Genomic DNA, 15,719 nt, shown 5'->3' on the forward strand with positions numbered 1-15,719 from the left:
GCCGTTCCCCGGGACCGGATCGCGCTTCTAGTGGATCAAGGCGTTGTGGTTCGACCTGGTCGCGACAGATGGGTTCCATCTGTCGCGGTCGAACCACTAGGATCGTCCATCTCGACCCGCGGGGGGAGCGCATGATCGTCGGGCATCTGGCACTGGTGGCGGCGGCGCTGTTCACCGGAGCCGCCTTCTATATCAATTTCGCCGAGCAGCCGGCGCGGCTCGGCCTGCCGGATGCTGCAGCGCTGGCGCAGTGGAAGCCGGCCTACAAGCGCGGCTTCGCCATGCAGGCCTCCCTGGCGCTGGTGGGGGCGGGGCTTGCGGCTGCCGCCTTCATCCAGGATTCCGATTGGCACTGGCTGGCCGGGGGCGTGCTGATGCTGGCCAACTGGCCCTATACCCTCATCGGCATCATGCCCACGAACCGGCGCCTGCTTGCCACCAGGGAGGACGCGGCGGACGCGCAGACGCGCCGCCTCATTGCCAATTGGGGGCAGCTTCACATGGTGCGCACCGGCCTCGGCGCGCTCGCCACGGTCGTCTTCTTCTGGGCGGCGACAGCGTGACAGGAGCGCGGACAGGGCCATGATCGGAAAGCTGAAGGGTCTGGTGGACGAGGTGCACGAGGATCACGTGATCCTCGATGTGGGCGGCGTCGGCTATCTCGTCTCCTGCTCGGCCCGCACCCTTGCGGCGCTGCCGCGGGCGGGCGAACGGGCGGCTTTGTTCATCGAAACCTATGTGCGCGAGGACCAGATCCGCCTGTTCGGCTTCTCCTCCGAGGCTGAGCGGGACTGGTTCCGGCTGCTCCAGGGGGTGCAGGGCATCGGCACCAAGACCGCGCTGGCCCTGCTCTCCACCCTCACCGCGCCGGAGCTGGCCCAGGCCATCGCGCTGGGAGACAAGGCCATGGTGGCCCGTGCGCCGGGGGTCGGGCCGCGGGTGGCGACGCGCATCATCACCGAGCTGAAGGACAAGCTGCCGGGGTTCACGGCCAACGATCTCGCGCTGCCGGCGGTCGGGGCCGCCGCGGCGCCGGAGCGCGGCGGGCCGGCGGCCGATGCGGTTTCGGCCCTGGTCAATCTCGGCTATGGCGCCCCCCAGGCCCATGCCGCCATCGCCGCCGCCCTGCGCGGGGCGGGGGAGGGGGCCACCACGGAGGCGCTGATCCGGCTGGGACTGCGGGAGCTGGCGAAATAGCCGCCTCACGGCATCTTCGAGGCGATCTTCAGCATCTCCCCGTCCACCGCGAAGCGGCCGAAGCCGTGGTGATGGATGGTGCGCGGATTCTTCTGCGCCGGGTCGCGCCACGCCTTCACCACTTCCAGCACGAACAGGTTGAAGCGATTGACGAGGCGGGTGTCCACCACCCGGCATTCGAGATTGGCGAAGCACTCGGCCACCAGCGGCGGCCGCACCAGGCTTGCCGGCAGCGCCGTGAGGCCCACGGCCGCGAACTTGTCGCCCTCGCGCCCCGAGCAATTGCCCGCCGCCACCACCTTTTCCGCCAGTTCCACGGCGGGAATGGCGATCACGCATTCGCGGGTGGCGCGCAGCGCCGTGAAGCTGAAGTCGGCGCCGGAGACGATGCAGGCGATCAGCGGCGGGGTGAATTCCACCATCATGTGCCACGACATGGCCATGACATTGGCGCGGCCCGCCTGGGCGGTGGTCAGGAGCACCACCGGCCCCGGCTCGATGAGCTGATAGACTTCAGCCAGCGGCAGATCCTTCATGGGGCACATCCTTCATAGAGCGGCAGGATCATAACGCGGGCAGGGCGCGGCGCGTTGCGGCAGGTCTCACGCGGCAGGTCACGAAGCCGGGGGCGCGGCCCCGGCTGCGTGCGGCGCCGTCTATTTCCCTTCCGCGCCGGGGGATGGCGCTCTAGATTCGCGCGAGTCGCAGGCGCGGCGGCATGCAGGTCTTTCATGAACACCCGTCTCCTCTCGGGGGAAAAGCGCGGCGAGGACGCCGCAGACGCCACGCTGAGGCCCCAGCTCCTGTCGGAGTTCGTGGGCCAGGCGCAGGCGCGCGCCAATCTCGAAGTGTTCATCAAGGCCGCCCGGGCGCGCGGCGAGGCGCTGGACCATGTGCTGTTCGTCGGTCCGCCCGGCCTCGGCAAGACCACCCTGGCCCAGATCATGTCGCGGGAGATGGGGGTGGGCTTCCGCTCCACCTCGGGCCCGGTGATCGCCAAGGCGGGCGACCTTGCCGCCATCCTCACCAATCTGGAAGAGCGCGACGTTCTCTTCATCGACGAGATCCACCGCCTGTCCCCGGCGGTGGAGGAGATTCTCTATCCGGCCATGGAGGATTACGAGCTGGATCTGGTGATCGGCGAGGGGCCGGCGGCGCGCTCGGTGAAGATTTCGCTGCCCAAGTTCACCCTGGTGGGCGCCACCACGCGATCCGGCCTTCTCACCACGCCGCTGCGCGACCGCTTCGGCATTCCCGTGCGGCTGCAGTTCTACACCGTGGAGGAGCTGGAGAAGATCGTCGTGCGCGGGGCGCGGGTGCTGGGCATCGCCATTGCCCCCGACGGCGCCACGGAAATCGCCCGCCGGGCCCGGGGCACGCCGCGCATCGCCGGGCGGCTCCTGCGCCGGGTGCGCGACTTCGCTTTGGTGGCGGAGGTGGAACGCATCGACCGCCGTATCGCCGACCGGGCCCTGCTGGCGCTGGAGGTGGACGCCATGGGGCTCGATGCCATGGATCGGCGCTACCTCACCGTCATTGCCGAATTCTACAATGGCGGGCCGGTGGGGGTGGATACGCTCGCCGCAGCCCTGTCGGAGCCGCGCGACGCCATCGAGGAGATCGTGGAGCCCTTCCTGGTGCAGCAGGGTTTCATCCAGCGCACGCCGCGCGGGCGGCTGCTCACCGCCGCCGCCTTCCGCCACCTGGGCCTGCCCGAGCCGGCGGCGGCGCGGCCCATGCCCCTGTTCGACGACGGGACCTAGTGGTTCGACCGCGACAGATGGAACCCATCTGTCGCGACCAGGTCGAACCACAACGCCTTGATCTGGTGGATCAACTTTTCGAAACGGATGGGTACCATCCGTTTCGGTTGATCCACTAGGCGTGGACGGCCCGGCGCCCCGCCCATCGACGCCGCCCCGCCACCCATGTAAAGCACATTCACATGAGCTGGACCCGAAACGGCGAGACGCGCTCCTACCATCACGGCAACCTGCGTGAGGCCCTGATGCAGGCGACGCTCGCCCTCATCGCTGAAAAAGGCATTGCCGGCGTCACCTTCGCCGAGGCGGCACGGCGTGCCGGCGTGAGCGCGGCGGCGCCCTACCGGCATTTCCGCGACCGCGACGAGCTTTTGGCGGCTGTGGCAGCCGCGGGCTTCGACCGGCTGGCGGATGCGCTCACGGCCGCCTGGCAGTCGGGCAAGCCGTCCCCGGCGCGGGCTTACGAGCGGGTGGGGCGCGCCTATCTGGACTTTGCCCGGCGCCACGCCGCGGAATATGCCGCCATGTTCGAATCCGGCCTGCCCACCGAGGGGCACGAGGCGCTGCAGCAGGCCGGCAACCGGGCGTTCGGCGCCCTGCGCGAAGCAGCGGAAGTTCTGGTTTCTCACATTCCCGGTCCCGGCCGGCCGCCGGCGCTGATGGTGGCGCTGCACACCTGGTCGCTGGCCCATGGGGTCGCCTCCCTGTTCGGCCGCACCGACGGCGCCCGGCGCAAGCTGCCCATGGCGCCGGAAGAGCTGCTGGAGGCCGCCTTCCTCGTTTATCTGAAGGGCCTGGGGGCGCCTTCGGCCCCCTGACGCGGGAGCGCCATTGACACCGCGCGCGCTCGTGCCTATCTATGTAAATGTAATTAACATTAACCGGGACAGCTGCCATGGAGCTCGCCTACAAGCTCGACAGTTACGGCAAACCGGCCTGGATCGCGCTGGCGGTCTTGGGCTTTCTGGCGTGGTGGCCGCTCGGCCTCGCCCTTCTCGCCTTCATCATCGGCAGCGGTCGCCTGGGCTGCGGTGCCAAGCGTGGATTGGCGCGATGGCAGGAAGAGGGCGGCGACGCCATGCGTGGCGCCTTCCACCGCTGGGGGCGGCCCATGCCGTCCAGCGGCAACCGCGCCTTCGATGAGTATCGCGAGGAGACCCTGCGCCGCCTTGAGGATGAGCAGAAGGATTTCCGCGAGTTCCTCGATCGCCTGCGCCAGGCCAAGGACAAGGCCGAGTTCGACCAGTTCATGGCCGAGCGCCGCCGCCCCGTACCCCCGCCGCCGGCGGACGCGCCTTCGGGCAACTGACCGGCACGGGTGCCGGCCGGCGCTCCCCCGCCCCCTGGGAGCGCCGGCCGCATTTGCGCCGGATGGACCGTGGCGGCGCGGTGTCGCCACCGGGTCTGGCGCGGGCGGCAAGCCGCGCCGTTCCGCTCCGCTTGCCTTTGCGCAGCGAGGAAGGGTAGGTGTCGGTCCCGCAGCGGCAGCCCGCCGGTTGGGCGGCCGAGCGGGAAGACGGCATGAAGACGGACATTACCGGCGAGCGCGCGACCGCCCCCGGCGAACTGGAGCGACACCCCCACCTCGCCGGCCGGCTCATTCCCGGCGGGCATGCGCTGGTGCTTCGGGTCTATTACGAGGACACCGACTTCTCCGGCATCGTCTACCATGCCAATTACCTGCGCTTCATGGAACGCGGCCGCTCGGACTACATGCGCCTGCTCGGCGTGGTGCAGGGCGACCTGTTCGCGCAGGCGGCGGAGGAGGCGCCGGGCTTCCATTTCGTCGTCCGCTCCATGCAGCTCGATTTCCTCAAGCCCGCCCGCATCGACGACGTGCTGGAGGTGGTGACCCTCTCGCGCGATGTGGCCGGCGCTTCCATCACCTTGCTGCAGCAGGTGAAGCGCGGCGACGAGGTGCTGGTTTCCGCCACCGTCCGCGTCGCCTTCGTCTCGCAGGGGCGTGCCAAGCGCATTCCCGACTCGCTGCGCCAGGCGACGATGGAGGATGCGCGCGCCGCCGATGCCCTCCCGGACATGAAGCGCTGAGCGCCTTGCGCGCCCCGCGCTAACCGGCCGTTAAGCCTGTTCGTGCACAGGTTCTCCCCGTGCTGCGGCGATATCGCACCGCAGCGGGGAACCGCGCTCCCGTCAAAGTTTGGACAGACTCGCCCGCTCAAAGAGCACGCGAGCCTTGAACCTGGACTTGGCGCACGTTCCCCGTGCGGCGCGCGGCCGCGCCGGGAGCCGGATGCTTTTCGGGGAGCCGCGCCGCGGCTTCGCGACGGGCCATTGTGCGCCTCCCGCCACCGGGAGGCAGCGGAGCCGAGAATGAATGACCTGACGCGCCGATCCGGCATCGTGTCGCCCCTGACGCTGGCGCTTGCCGCCGCCGCGATGCTCGGCCTGTCCACCGCCGGGCTGGCCCAGGACATCGCCGCCGCGCCGGCCGCGGCGCCGGCCGCCGATTTCTCCTTCCTGTCGCTGTTCCTCCAGGCTCACCTGGTGGTGAAGCTGGTGATGATCGGCCTCATCGCCGCCTCGGTGTGGGTGTGGGCCGTCGTCATCGACAAATGGCTGCTGTTCGCCCGCAACAAGCGGGAGATGGACCGGTTCGAGCAGGTGTTCTGGTCCGGCCAGAGCCTGGAAGACCTCTACCGCACCCTCGCCGGGCGCTCCAACCACGGCATGGCCGAGATCTTCGTGGCCGCCATGCGGGAGTGGAAGCGCACTTACGAGGGCGGCGGGCGCTCCCTCGCCGGGCTCAACCAAAGGCTCGACAAGGTGATGAACGTGACCATCACCCGCGAGGTGGATCGGCTGGAGAAGGGCCTCATCGTGCTGGCCACCGTGGGCTCGGCGGGTCCGTTCGTGGGCCTGTTCGGCACGGTCTGGGGCATCATGACCAGCTTCCAGTCCATCGCCGCCTCGAAGAACACGTCCCTCGCCGTGGTGGCGCCGGGCATCGCCGAGGCGCTTCTTGCGACTGCGATAGGCCTCATTGCCGCCATTCCGGCGACCATTTTCTACAACAAGTTCATTTCCCAGACCGGGCGGCAGGCTCAGCGGCTGGAGGGGTTCGCGGACGAGTTCTCCGCCATCCTCTCGCGCCAGATCGACGAACAGCGGGGCTGAGCCATGGGCATGTCCGGCGGGGGAGGCGCGGGAGGGTGGCAGAGCCGGCGCTCGCGCCGCAAGATCGCGCCCGCAATGGCCGAGATCAACGTGACGCCCATGGTGGATGTCATGCTGGTGCTGCTCATCATCTTCATGGTGGCGGCGCCGCTGCTCACCGTGGGGGTGCCCATCGACCTGCCGCAGACGCAGGCGAATGCGGTGAATCAGGACAACAAGGAGCCCATCACCCTCTCGGTGAACGGCAAGGGACTGATCTTCGTCGGCGACAGCGAGATCAAGTATGAGGATCTGGTCCCGAAGTTGCAGGCGATCACCCAGGCGCGCGGCGGCTTCGACGAGCGCATCTTCGTGCGGGGTGACAAGAAAGTGGAATACGGCGCAGTCATGCGCGTGCTCGGGCGCCTCAATGGGGCGGGTTTCAGGAAGGTGGCCCTCGTCACCGAATTGGATCAGGGAGGCTGACGGGACAGATGCGCGGCGGCCTTGTGGCATCGACGGCCCTTCATGCGGGCGTCATCGTCCTCACCCTGGTGTCGTTCTCCGGGGCGAAGCCGTTCGAGCCCATGCCGGAATCCCTGCCGGTGGACGTGGTGTCGTTTTCCGAATTCACCAAGATCACCAAGGGCACCAAGAGCGCGCCCAAGGCCGATGTGCCCAAGCAGGTGGCGGAGAAGGTGGACCCCGTTCCCACCCCGCCGGACGATCCCAAGGTGAAGGTAAGCGAAAAGCCGCCGGTGGAAGCCACCGCGCCGCCGCCGCCCCCGCCGCCGCCGCCGCCCAAGGTGGATCAGCCGGCCCCGCCCAAGGCCGCCGATGCACCGCCGCCCAAGGAGCAGGCGGAAGTGGCACTGAAGAGCGAGCCGAAGAAGGAAGATCCGCCCAAGCAGGAGCCGAAGCAGGAGGCCGCCGCCATGCCGGTGCCGCCGCGCAAGCCCTCCATCCCGCGCGAGCCGGCCAAGCCGTCCGACGCGCCGGACCGTCCCAATCCGCTGGACGAGGCGGCCAAGCTCCTCGACAAGCGCACCCCGCAGCGCCAGGCGGCGGGTGGGCCGCAGGTTTCCGACACCGGCTCGCTCGGCACCCAGAGCGGCACTTCGGCGACGCTGAGCGCGAGCGTGATCGACGCGCTGAAGCGCAAGATCGATTCGTGCTGGAGCCCGCCGGCCATTCCCTTCGACCAGAACGTGAGGGTGAAGGTGAATTTCGAGCTGCGGCGCGACGGCACGCTGGTGGCGACGCCGCGCCTCATCGCCACCGATCCCGCCGGATCGGCCTATGGCCAGGCCTATGCCGAGAGCGGCATCCGGGCCATCGGTATGTGCGGCCCCTATTCCTTCCTGCCGCAGGCCCAGTACGACCTGTGGAAGAACATCAACTTCACCTTCAATTCGGATGATGCCCGCCAGTTGTCGGTTCACAGATGACACGGCGAGGCCGCCCCGGGCGGCCGTGTGCACGCGCCAACTCCAGAGAGGAAAAATGATCCCGCCCGCGATGCCCTTCAGCCCCGAGCGCCGCCGCTTCCTCGCCTCGGGCGCCGCAGTCTGCCTCGCCGGCCTCGCCTCGCCCGCCCGTGCGGCGCTGGACCTGGATCTGCGCGCCGGCGCGCCGAAGCCGATCCCCATCGCCATCACCGACCTCGTCGGCGAGACGGACATGGGGCGCAACATCTCCGGCGTCATCACGGCGGACCTCAGGCGCTCCGGCCTGTTCGCCCCCATCGACCCGAAGGCGTTCGTGGAGCAGATCTCCAACCCGGACACGCCCCGCTTCCAGGACTGGCGCGTCATCAACGCCCAGGGCCTCGTCACCGGCCGCGTCACCCGCCAGTCGGACGGGCGCTTCCAGGTGGTGTTCCGCCTGTGGGACGTGGTGGCGGGCCAGCAGCTGGCCGGCCAGCAGTTCGTGGCCCAGCCGGAGAACTGGCGGCGCATTGCCCACATCATCGCCGATGCCATCTATGAGCGGCTCACCGGCGAGAAGGGCTATTTCGACACCCGCATCGTGTTCGTGGACGAGAGCGGCGCGAAGGAGCGCCGCATCAAGCGCCTCGCCATCATGGACCAGGACGGCGCCAATGTGAGCTACCTCACCCGCGGCGATTCGCTGGTGCTGACCCCGCGCTTCTCGCCCACCAGCCAGGAAATCACCTACATGTCCTACGGGCAGGCGGACCCGAAGGTGTTCCTGCTCAATATCGAGACCGGCCAGCGCGAGGTGGTGGGCAATTTCCCCGGCATGAGCTTCTCGCCGCGCTTCGCCCCGGACGGGCAGCGGGTGATCATGAGCCTGCAGCAGGGCGGCAATTCCAACATCTTCGTCATGGACCTGCGCTCGCGCGCCATCTCGCGGCTCACCGACACCGCGGCCATCGACACCGCCCCGTGCTATTCGCCCGACGGGCGGCAGATCTGCTTCGAGAGCGACCGCGGCGGCACCTCGCAGATCTATGTGATGAATGCGGACGGCTCCGGCGCCAAGCGCATCTCCTTCGGCAACGCCCGCTATTCGACGCCGGTGTGGTCGCCGCGGGGCGACTGGATCGCCTTTACCCGTCAGGCGGAAGGCCGCTTCGCCATCGGCATCATGCGCACCGACGGTTCGGGCGAGCGGGTGCTCACCGAGGGCTATCACAACGAGGGGCCGACCTTCGCCCCCAACGGCCGCGTCATCATGTTCTTCCGCGATCCCGGCGGCGCCGCCGGCCCGTCGCTCTATACGGTGGACGTGACCGGCTACAACGAGCAGCGCCTGCCCACCCCCAGCTACGCCTCCGATCCCGCCTGGTCGCCGCTGCGCTCGTGAGGGGAGGGCGCCCGGCGGCTGTTGCCCGATTGCAACGGTTCGTTCGCCTCTCGTTCTGCCTTCCGGCTTCCATCCCCTCGCCATGATGACGCCACGGAGCGGCATCAGTGAAGACGGCACCGGATGGCGCGGCGCGCCCGCGCCTGCGGCCCCCATGAATGGCAAGGACGCTCCCGCCCTCCGGTTCGGGATTGCGGCGGCGTGCGCCAGGACGGGGCATCGGGAATAACGGCTCGGAAACCATGGCACGCGGGAGTTGGTCCGCGCCGCCGGTTTTCGGCCCTCCACCGGGGCCTGCGGCCTGTCACGGAACGTTCGCTTAACCGGACGGCTGCTAGACGAAAGCCTCCGGTCCAGCGTTGAGAAGGGAGATACCGGAATGCGTTTCCTCAAGGTTGCTCGCGGCTTCCGGTTCGCGGCGCTGTTCGGTTTCGCGCTCGCGCTCGCCGCCTGCGCCAACAACCCCAACCAGAATGCCGGTGTCGGCGGCGCGGGTGGTCCTCCCGGCTCGCCGCAGGAATTCGTGGTGGCGGTCGGCGACCGGGTGTTCTTCGAAAGCGACCAGACCGACCTCACCCCCCAGGCCCGCGCGACCCTCGATCGCCAGGCCCAGTGGCTGCAGCAGTACAACCGCTATACCTTCACCATCGAAGGCCATGCGGACGAGCGCGGCACCCGCGAATACAATATCGCCCTCGGTGCCCGCCGCGCCCAGTCGGTGCGCGACTACCTGACCGCCCGCGGCATCGACCCGGCCCGCATGCGCACCATCTCCTACGGCAAGGAGCGCCCGGTGGCGGTGTGCAACGACATCTCCTGCTGGTCGCAGAACCGGCGCGCGGTCACCGTCCTGAACGCCGGCGGCGCCTGACTGCCGCCTGCCCCGAGCTTGCGACGAAAAGGGCCGGTGCCGCCTGCGGCCACCGGCCCTTTCGCGTGAACGGGCCTTGGGCAGGCCGCGAGGTGCGCCGGCAAACCCTTGCCGAGTCACACTTTGGACGCGATCCGTGCCTTATGTTCCTCGCACCGCGCACTATGGCGCACGTCCCCCAATCTTCGAGCGGCAAGTCCAGACCATGATGATCCGTCTGCCTCTGGTGGGTTTCCTCGCCCTTGCATTGTGCGCCGCCAGCGTGCCGGCGGCCGCCCAGGCGGACGGAGGGCTGTTCGGCAACATCTTCAAGCCGCCGGCGCCGGCCCAGCAGGAGCCCGGCCGCGACGATGCGGAGATCGTGGCGCGCATGGAGCGGCTGGAATCCACCCTGCGCCAGCTCACCGGCCAGGTGGAGCAGCTGCAGTTCCGCAATCAGCAGCTTGAAGCCCAGGTGCGGCGGCTGGAGGAAGCTGGCGGCGGCGTGCGCACGCCGGCGGCTGCTCCCGGCCCGGCGCCCGGCGCCACCGTGCCGCCCGCCGGCCGGACGCCGGCGGCGCCCGCCACGCCGGGCAAGCGTTCCGATGCCTTCGACCCCAACATGGACCCCACGGCGCCGGGTGCGCCGCAAATCCTCGGCACCGCCCCGGTCGGCACCGGCGCCGTGCCGCCGCGGGCCGGCGCCGCGGGCCCGCAGGTGGCCGCGCTGCCGGGGCCGGGCGCGTCGGTGCGCGACCTTTACGACGCCGGCCAGGCGCAGATCCAGCGCCAGGACTATGCAGGCGCGGAGCAGACCTTCCGCCAGATCATCCAGGCCCATGCCGGCGACCGCATCATCCCCGACGCCACCTTCATGCTGGGCGAGAGCCTGTTCCTGCGGCAGGCCTATTCGGACGCCGCCGCCTCCTTCCTGGAGGTGTCCACCAAATATCCCAATTCCACCCGCGCCCCGGAGGCGCTGCTGCGCCTCGGCCAGTCGCTGGCCGGCATCGGCGAGCGCGAGACCGCCTGCGCCACCTTCCTCGAGGTGGACCGCAAGTATCCGCGCGCCTCCTCCTCCATCCGGCAGGCGGTGGAGCGGGAGCAGAAGCGTGTCGGCTGCTGACGGGACAGAACCCATCGCCGAAGGCGAGCTGGCCGGGCTGTTCGCCGGTTTCCTCCACCATCCGTGCATCCTGATCGCCGTGTCCGGCGGGCCTGATTCCACCGCGCTGCTGCATCTCGCCGCGCGCTGGCGCGCCCTGCGGGCCGACGGTCCGGCCCTGTTCGCCGCCACCGTGGACCATGGCCTGCGGGCCGCCTCCACCGGCGAGGCCGAGGCGGTGGGCCATGCCGCGAGCCGGCTGCGCATTCCCCACCATACCCTCGCCTGGAGCGGCGCGAAGCCGGAGCGCGGCATCCAGGAAGCGGCGCGCGACGCCCGCTATGGCCTGCTTGCCGCGGCGGCGCGGGAGACCGGCGCCACCGCCCTTGCCCTGGCGCACACCCTGGACGACCAGGCGGAGACGGTGCTGTTCCGCCTCGCCCGCGGCTCGGGCCTGTCGGGGCTTGCCGGCATGCAGGGCGCGAGCGTGCGCGACGGGCTGGTGTTGCTGCGGCCGTTCCTGGCGGTGCCGAAGGCGCGGCTGGTCGCGACGCTGCAGCGGGACGGCATCACCTTCGTGCAGGACCCCAGCAACCAGGATGCGCGCTTCGCCCGCCCCCGGCTGCGGGCGCTGGCCCCGGCGCTTGCGGTCGAGGGGCTCGACGCCGGCCGCCTGGCCCGCCTTGCCCGCCGCATGGCGCGGGCCGACGCGGCGCTGGAGGCGGCCACCGACACGGCCGCGGCACGCCTTGGCCGCGCGCCGGAGGCTTCGGGGAAGCCCGTTACGCTGGACCTTGAGGGCTTTGGCGCGCTGCCGGAGGAGATCGCCCTGCGGCTCCTGGGCCGCGCAGTTGCCGCCGTCGGCTCCGAAGGGCCGGTGGAACTGGCCAAGCTGGAAGCGCTGCTGGAGGCCCTGAAGGGCGCGGCAGGGCGTGCCCCTGCTCCATTTCGTCGCACCCTCGCGGGGGCGCTCGTGACGGTCCGAAACGGGATGCTCACCGTAGAGACTGCACCACCGCGGCGTGAAACGCGTGCATTTGCGGTAAATTCAGGCGGTCCGCAGGCCGGTGTCCTTGGCAAGGAGCGGCCTCGCTCCTAGATTAGGGGCTGGACGGTGCGGGAGTTCCTGTCGACGACAGCCGAGGGCGGAGCTATTCCTTCCCTTTGGGAAGCGTGTCGTGACGGCGTTCCGGTCTGTCCCCAAGAGGGTTCAATGAACACCAATCTACGCAATTTCGCCCTTTGGGTGATCATCGTCCTGCTGCTGCTGGCGCTGTTCTCGCTGTTCAACAGCCCGGGCCAGCGCACGAACGCCAACGAGATCTCCTTCTCGCAGCTTCTCAACGATGTGGACGCCGGCAAGGTGCGCGAGGTCGTGATCGAGGGGCCGAACATAACCGGCACCTATTCGGATCGCCCCGGCAACTTCCAGACCTATGCGCCCAACGACCCGTCGCTGGTGCAGCGGCTCTATGGCAAGAACGTGCAGATCACCGCGCGCCCGCCTTCGGACACCGTTCCGTGGTTCGTGAGCCTGCTGGTTTCCTGGCTCCCGTTCATCGCCATGATTGGCATCTATCTCTTCGTCTCACGCCAGATGCAGGGCGCCGGCGGCAAGGCCATGGGCTTCGGCAAGAGCCGCGCCAAGCTGCTCACCGAGGCGCACGGGCGCGTCACCTTCGACGACGTGGCCGGCATCGACGAGGCTAAGAGCGATCTCACCGAGATCGTGGAATTCCTGCGCGATCCGCAGAAGTTCCAGCGCCTCGGCGGGCGCATTCCCCGCGGCGTGCTGCTGGTGGGCCCGCCCGGCACCGGCAAGACGCTGCTGGCCCGCGCCATCGCCGGCGAGGCCAACGTGCCGTTCTTCACCATCTCCGGCTCCGACTTCGTGGAGATGTTCGTGGGCGTCGGCGCGAGCCGCGTGCGCGACATGTTCGAGCAGGCGAAGAAGAACGCGCCTTGCATCATCTTCATCGACGAGATCGACGCGGTGGGCCGCCACCGCGGCGCCGGCCTCGGCGGCGGCAATGACGAGCGCGAGCAGACCCTCAACCAGCTGCTGGTGGAGATGGACGGCTTCGAGGCGAACGAGGGCATCATCCTCATCGCCGCCACCAACCGTCCCGACGTGCTCGACCCAGCGCTGCTGCGTCCCGGCCGCTTCGACCGCCAGGTGGTCGTGCCCAACCCGGACGTGGTGGGCCGCGAGCAGATCCTGAAGGTGCACGCCCGCAAGATCCCGGTCGCCCCCGACGTGAACCTGAAGGTGATCGCCCGCGGCACCCCCGGCTTCTCCGGCGCGGACCTCGCCAACCTCTGCAACGAGGCGGCGCTGATGGCCGCCCGGCGCAACAAGCGCATGGTCACCATGTCCGAGTTCGAGGAAGCCAAGGACAAGGTGATGATGGGCGCCGAGCGCCGCTCGATGGTGATGACGGAGGAAGAGAAGATGCTCACCGCCTATCATGAGGCGGGACACGCGATTGTCGCACTGAGCGTACCCGGTACCGATCCTGTGCATAAAGCGACGATCATTCCGCGTGGGCGTGCGTTGGGATTGGTCATGCAGCTTCCGGTAGGGGACCGGATTTCCGTTCCTCTGGAGTGGATGACCGCCCGCCTTGCGATCGTCATGGCTGGACGAATTGCCGAAGAGTTGGTGTTTGGACCCAACAAGGTGACGTCTGGGGCTGCCTCGGACATCCAGCAGGCGACCAAGCTTGCCCGCGCAATGGTTACGCAGCTCGGGTTCTCGCCGGAGCTGGGCACCGTGGCCTATGGTGACAACCAAGACGAGGTGTTTCTTGGAATGTCCATGCAGCGGCACCAGAACGTGTCTGAAGCCACTGCGCAGACCATCGACAACGAGGTGCGCCGGCTGGTGAATGAGGGATGCGAGGAAGCGCGGCGCATCCTGACCGAAAAGCAGGATCAGCTCGAGACACTTGCCCGCGGGTTGCTCGAATATGAGACCCTCTCGGGCGACGAGATCATCGACCTGCTCGACGGAAAGGAACCGAACCGGGAGAGCGTGCTTGAGCCTGCCAACCCGCGCGGCTCTGCCATCCCCACCACCAAGCGCCCCCGCCCCGGCGGCGCGGGCGGTTCCATCGAGCCCCAGCCCCAGGCCTGAGGGGCGCGGCAAGGCAGATGAGGAAACGCCCGCGCAAGCGGGCGTTTTCTTTTTGCGCCGGCCTTCGCGCCCGCTCCCGTGGCGGGTGACGCAGCGCGGCGTATCGACAGCCGCGCCGCGCCGGGGCATAGGCAGCCCATGTCCCTTCTCGCCCGCACCTCCATCGTCTCGGCGGCAACCCTCGCCTCCCGCGTGCTCGGCTTCGTGCGCGATGCCGCCACGGCCGCGGTGCTCGGCGCCGGGCCGGTGGCGGATGCCCTGGTGGCGGCGCTCGCTTTGCCGCTGCTGGCCCGGCGGCTGCTGGCGGAGGGGGCCTTCAACCTCGCCTTCATTCCCGCCCTGGCGCGGGCGGAAGCTGCGGCGGCCGGCGCCCCTCGCCGCCTCGCCGGCGCGACCCTCCTGCTCCTGTCCGGTGCGCTCCTGTCGTTTTCGCTCGCCGGCGCGGTCTTCATGCCGCAGGTCATCGGCCTTTTGGCGCCGGGCTTCGCGCCGGACGGCCAGCGCGCGGAAGTGGCCATATGGTGCGGGCGCGTGGCCATCCTCTATCTGCCCCTCGCCGGGCTTGCCGCCATCTTCGGCGGCATCGCCAACGGGGCCCACCGGGTGCTGCTCCCGGCCCTTGCCCCGGTGGTGGCCAACATCACGGTGCTTGCGGTCATTGCCGTGCTGCTGGCACGCGGCCTGGTGGCGAGCGATGCGGCCGCCTTCGCCATCGCCGCCGCCACGGTGGCAGCTGGTGTGGCGCAGCTCGCCCTGATGATGCTTGCCGCCCGCCGGTGTGGCGCGGTGCCCCGCTTCGAGCGCGCCGGCCTGCCCTGGCGCGCGGCGGCGGGGGTGATGCGCGCGGCCGCGCCGGCGCTGCTGTTCGCCGGGCTCAGCCAGTTCCGCCTCCTCATGGTCGCCGCCGTGGTGTCGGTGAGCCCGGGCGCCGTGGCGGCGCTCAATTATGCCCAGCGGCTCATGGACCTGCCCCTGGGCCTTGTGGGGGCAAGCGCCGGTGCGATTCTGGTGCCTGCCCTGCTGAAGCGGAGCCGCGCCGGGGATGCGCCGGAGGCGGCGGGCCGCGCCGTCCTCGCGGCCCTGGCCTTCGCCTTGCCGGCGGCGGTGGGGCTGGCGGTGCTGGCGCAGCCCATTGTCGTCACCCTGTTCCAGCGCGGCAGTTTCGATGAACAGGACGCGCGGCTCACCAGCGCGCTGCTGGCCGTGCTGGCCTTGTCCCTGCCGGCGCAAGGGCTGGAACGCATCCTCTCCGCCACCGCCGCGGCGGCCGGAGAGGTGAAGGCGGCGGAGCGCATCGCATTGGCCTCGCTGGCGCTCTGCCTCGCCGCCGCGCTGCTGCTCGCCCGCACCGGCGGCGCGGCGCCGGCGGCGGTGGCGGTGGCGCTCTCCGCCATGGGCTCCATCCTCGGCCTCGGCGCGCTGCTGGCGCGGCGCGGGGCGCTGCGGCTCTCGGGCCCGGTCCTCGGCTCCGCGGCGGGGCTCCTGGTGGCCAGCCTGATGATGGGCGCGGCGGTGGCGGGGCTTTCCGCCCTGTGGCCGGTGCCGCAGGGCATGGCGGCTGCTGCGGTGCGCCTTTGCGCGCTCGTCGGGGCCGGCGTTCTCGTCTATGGCGGGGCCGCCCTGGCGCTCAAGGCGCTGCTGCCGCGGCTGGCGGGGGCGGGGGCGGGCGGCTGAGGCGGGGGCGGAGGGGCGGAGGGGCGGAGGGGCGCACTTGCGCCGCCCGGC

Annotated in this window: 16 protein-coding genes; 15 read left to right on the forward strand and 1 reads right to left on the reverse strand. The window is 70.0% G+C overall.

Going from position 1 to position 15,719, the window contains the following annotated elements; genetic code table 11:
* Positions 1 to 131: 131 nt before the first annotated feature.
* Positions 132 to 563 (forward strand): anthrone oxygenase family protein, encoded by a 432-nt coding sequence (locus ACI7BZ_RS10885; RefSeq protein ID WP_414117181.1) that lies wholly within the window; start codon positions 132 to 134, stop codon positions 561 to 563.
* 19 nt (positions 564 to 582) lie between these two features.
* Entirely contained in the window at positions 583 to 1,197 is a 615-nt protein-coding gene (gene ruvA, locus ACI7BZ_RS10890; RefSeq protein ID WP_414117182.1) for a Holliday junction branch migration protein RuvA, read from the forward strand.
* A gap of 5 nt (positions 1,198 to 1,202) precedes the next feature.
* On the opposite strand, the gene ACI7BZ_RS10895 is transcribed toward ruvA, so the two are convergent.
* Positions 1,203 to 1,733 (reverse strand): flavin reductase family protein, encoded by a 531-nt coding sequence (locus tag ACI7BZ_RS10895; RefSeq protein WP_414117183.1) that lies wholly within the window; start codon positions 1,731 to 1,733, stop codon positions 1,203 to 1,205.
* A 195-nt stretch (positions 1,734 to 1,928) separates the two neighbouring features.
* Here ACI7BZ_RS10895 and ruvB point away from each other — a divergent pair, with 195 nt between their 5' ends.
* The 13 genes from ruvB (at position 1,929) to murJ (ending at position 15,668) form a co-directional block, all read left to right on the forward strand.
* The gene (gene ruvB, locus ACI7BZ_RS10900) at positions 1,929 to 2,960 is read left to right on the forward strand and encodes a Holliday junction branch migration DNA helicase RuvB (protein ID WP_414117184.1); all 1,032 of its coding nucleotides are present in this window, start codon (positions 1,929 to 1,931) and stop codon (positions 2,958 to 2,960) included.
* Positions 2,961 to 3,142: 182 nt separating this feature from the next.
* Positions 3,143 to 3,778 carry a TetR/AcrR family transcriptional regulator gene (locus ACI7BZ_RS10905; protein ID WP_414117185.1) on the forward strand — a complete coding sequence of 212 codons (636 nt, stop codon included), beginning with the start codon at positions 3,143 to 3,145 and terminating at the stop codon, positions 3,776 to 3,778.
* Between the two features lie 77 nt (positions 3,779 to 3,855).
* Positions 3,856 to 4,269, forward strand: a complete 414-nt coding sequence (locus ACI7BZ_RS10910; RefSeq protein WP_414117186.1) for a DUF2852 domain-containing protein — start codon at positions 3,856 to 3,858, stop codon at positions 4,267 to 4,269.
* A 212-nt stretch (positions 4,270 to 4,481) separates the two neighbouring features.
* Positions 4,482 to 5,009, forward strand: coding sequence for a tol-pal system-associated acyl-CoA thioesterase (gene ybgC / locus ACI7BZ_RS10915; protein WP_414117187.1), 528 nt, complete (start codon positions 4,482 to 4,484; stop codon positions 5,007 to 5,009).
* A gap of 348 nt (positions 5,010 to 5,357) precedes the next feature.
* The gene (gene tolQ, locus ACI7BZ_RS10920) at positions 5,358 to 6,095 is read left to right on the forward strand and encodes a protein TolQ (protein ID WP_414119142.1); all 738 of its coding nucleotides are present in this window, start codon (positions 5,358 to 5,360) and stop codon (positions 6,093 to 6,095) included.
* A gap of 3 nt (positions 6,096 to 6,098) precedes the next feature.
* Positions 6,099 to 6,560, forward strand: a complete 462-nt coding sequence (tolR, locus tag ACI7BZ_RS10925; protein ID WP_414117188.1) for a protein TolR — start codon at positions 6,099 to 6,101, stop codon at positions 6,558 to 6,560.
* A gap of 8 nt (positions 6,561 to 6,568) precedes the next feature.
* Positions 6,569 to 7,522 carry a cell envelope integrity protein TolA gene (gene tolA / locus ACI7BZ_RS10930; protein WP_414117189.1) on the forward strand — a complete coding sequence of 318 codons (954 nt, stop codon included), beginning with the start codon at positions 6,569 to 6,571 and terminating at the stop codon, positions 7,520 to 7,522.
* A 55-nt stretch (positions 7,523 to 7,577) separates the two neighbouring features.
* Complete coding sequence (gene tolB, locus ACI7BZ_RS10935; protein ID WP_414117190.1) at positions 7,578 to 8,903, forward strand: Tol-Pal system beta propeller repeat protein TolB; 1,326 nt, start codon at positions 7,578 to 7,580, stop codon at positions 8,901 to 8,903.
* Positions 8,904 to 9,282: 379 nt separating this feature from the next.
* On the forward strand, positions 9,283 to 9,774 hold the full coding sequence (pal, locus tag ACI7BZ_RS10940) for a peptidoglycan-associated lipoprotein Pal (RefSeq protein WP_414117191.1): 492 nt from the start codon (positions 9,283 to 9,285) through the stop codon (positions 9,772 to 9,774).
* Between the two features lie 205 nt (positions 9,775 to 9,979).
* Entirely contained in the window at positions 9,980 to 10,879 is a 900-nt protein-coding gene (gene ybgF, locus ACI7BZ_RS10945) for a tol-pal system protein YbgF (RefSeq protein ID WP_414117192.1), read from the forward strand.
* Positions 10,866 to 11,957: a tRNA lysidine(34) synthetase TilS gene (gene tilS, locus ACI7BZ_RS10950; RefSeq protein ID WP_414117193.1), complete on the forward strand. Its 1,092-nt coding sequence runs from the start codon at positions 10,866 to 10,868 to the stop codon at positions 11,955 to 11,957. The genes ybgF and tilS overlap by 14 nt, the downstream gene beginning before the upstream one ends.
* 114 nt (positions 11,958 to 12,071) lie before the next feature.
* Positions 12,072 to 13,994: an ATP-dependent zinc metalloprotease FtsH gene (gene ftsH, locus ACI7BZ_RS10955; RefSeq protein ID WP_414117194.1), complete on the forward strand. Its 1,923-nt coding sequence runs from the start codon at positions 12,072 to 12,074 to the stop codon at positions 13,992 to 13,994.
* A 138-nt stretch (positions 13,995 to 14,132) separates the two neighbouring features.
* A complete protein-coding gene (murJ, locus tag ACI7BZ_RS10960) occupies positions 14,133 to 15,668 on the forward strand; it encodes a murein biosynthesis integral membrane protein MurJ (RefSeq protein WP_414117195.1) in 1,536 nt (511 codons plus the stop codon).
* Positions 15,669 to 15,719 lie beyond the last annotated feature (51 nt).

The organism is Xanthobacter sp. AM11, assembly GCF_047444035.1.
Classification (GTDB): Bacteria; Pseudomonadota; Alphaproteobacteria; order Rhizobiales; family Xanthobacteraceae; genus Xanthobacter.

Coding starts and splice junctions, on each gene's coding strand:
- ACI7BZ_RS10885 (WP_414117181.1), top strand. CDS start 132: ATGATCGTCGGGCATCTGGCACTGGTGGCGGCGGCGCTGTTCACCGGA.
- ruvA (WP_414117182.1), top strand. CDS start 583: ATGATCGGAAAGCTGAAGGGTCTGGTGGACGAGGTGCACGAGGATCAC.
- ACI7BZ_RS10895 (WP_414117183.1), bottom strand. CDS start 1,733: ATGAAGGATCTGCCGCTGGCTGAAGTCTATCAGCTCATCGAGCCGGGG.
- ruvB (WP_414117184.1), top strand. CDS start 1,929: ATGAACACCCGTCTCCTCTCGGGGGAAAAGCGCGGCGAGGACGCCGCA.
- ACI7BZ_RS10905 (WP_414117185.1), top strand. CDS start 3,143: ATGAGCTGGACCCGAAACGGCGAGACGCGCTCCTACCATCACGGCAAC.
- ACI7BZ_RS10910 (WP_414117186.1), top strand. CDS start 3,856: ATGGAGCTCGCCTACAAGCTCGACAGTTACGGCAAACCGGCCTGGATC.
- ybgC (WP_414117187.1), top strand. CDS start 4,482: ATGAAGACGGACATTACCGGCGAGCGCGCGACCGCCCCCGGCGAACTG.
- tolQ (WP_414119142.1), top strand. CDS start 5,358: ATGCTCGGCCTGTCCACCGCCGGGCTGGCCCAGGACATCGCCGCCGCG.
- tolR (WP_414117188.1), top strand. CDS start 6,099: ATGGGCATGTCCGGCGGGGGAGGCGCGGGAGGGTGGCAGAGCCGGCGC.
- tolA (WP_414117189.1), top strand. CDS start 6,569: ATGCGCGGCGGCCTTGTGGCATCGACGGCCCTTCATGCGGGCGTCATC.
- tolB (WP_414117190.1), top strand. CDS start 7,578: ATGATCCCGCCCGCGATGCCCTTCAGCCCCGAGCGCCGCCGCTTCCTC.
- pal (WP_414117191.1), top strand. CDS start 9,283: ATGCGTTTCCTCAAGGTTGCTCGCGGCTTCCGGTTCGCGGCGCTGTTC.
- ybgF (WP_414117192.1), top strand. CDS start 9,980: ATGATGATCCGTCTGCCTCTGGTGGGTTTCCTCGCCCTTGCATTGTGC.
- ftsH (WP_414117194.1), top strand. CDS start 12,072: ATGAACACCAATCTACGCAATTTCGCCCTTTGGGTGATCATCGTCCTG.
- murJ (WP_414117195.1), top strand. CDS start 14,133: ATGTCCCTTCTCGCCCGCACCTCCATCGTCTCGGCGGCAACCCTCGCC.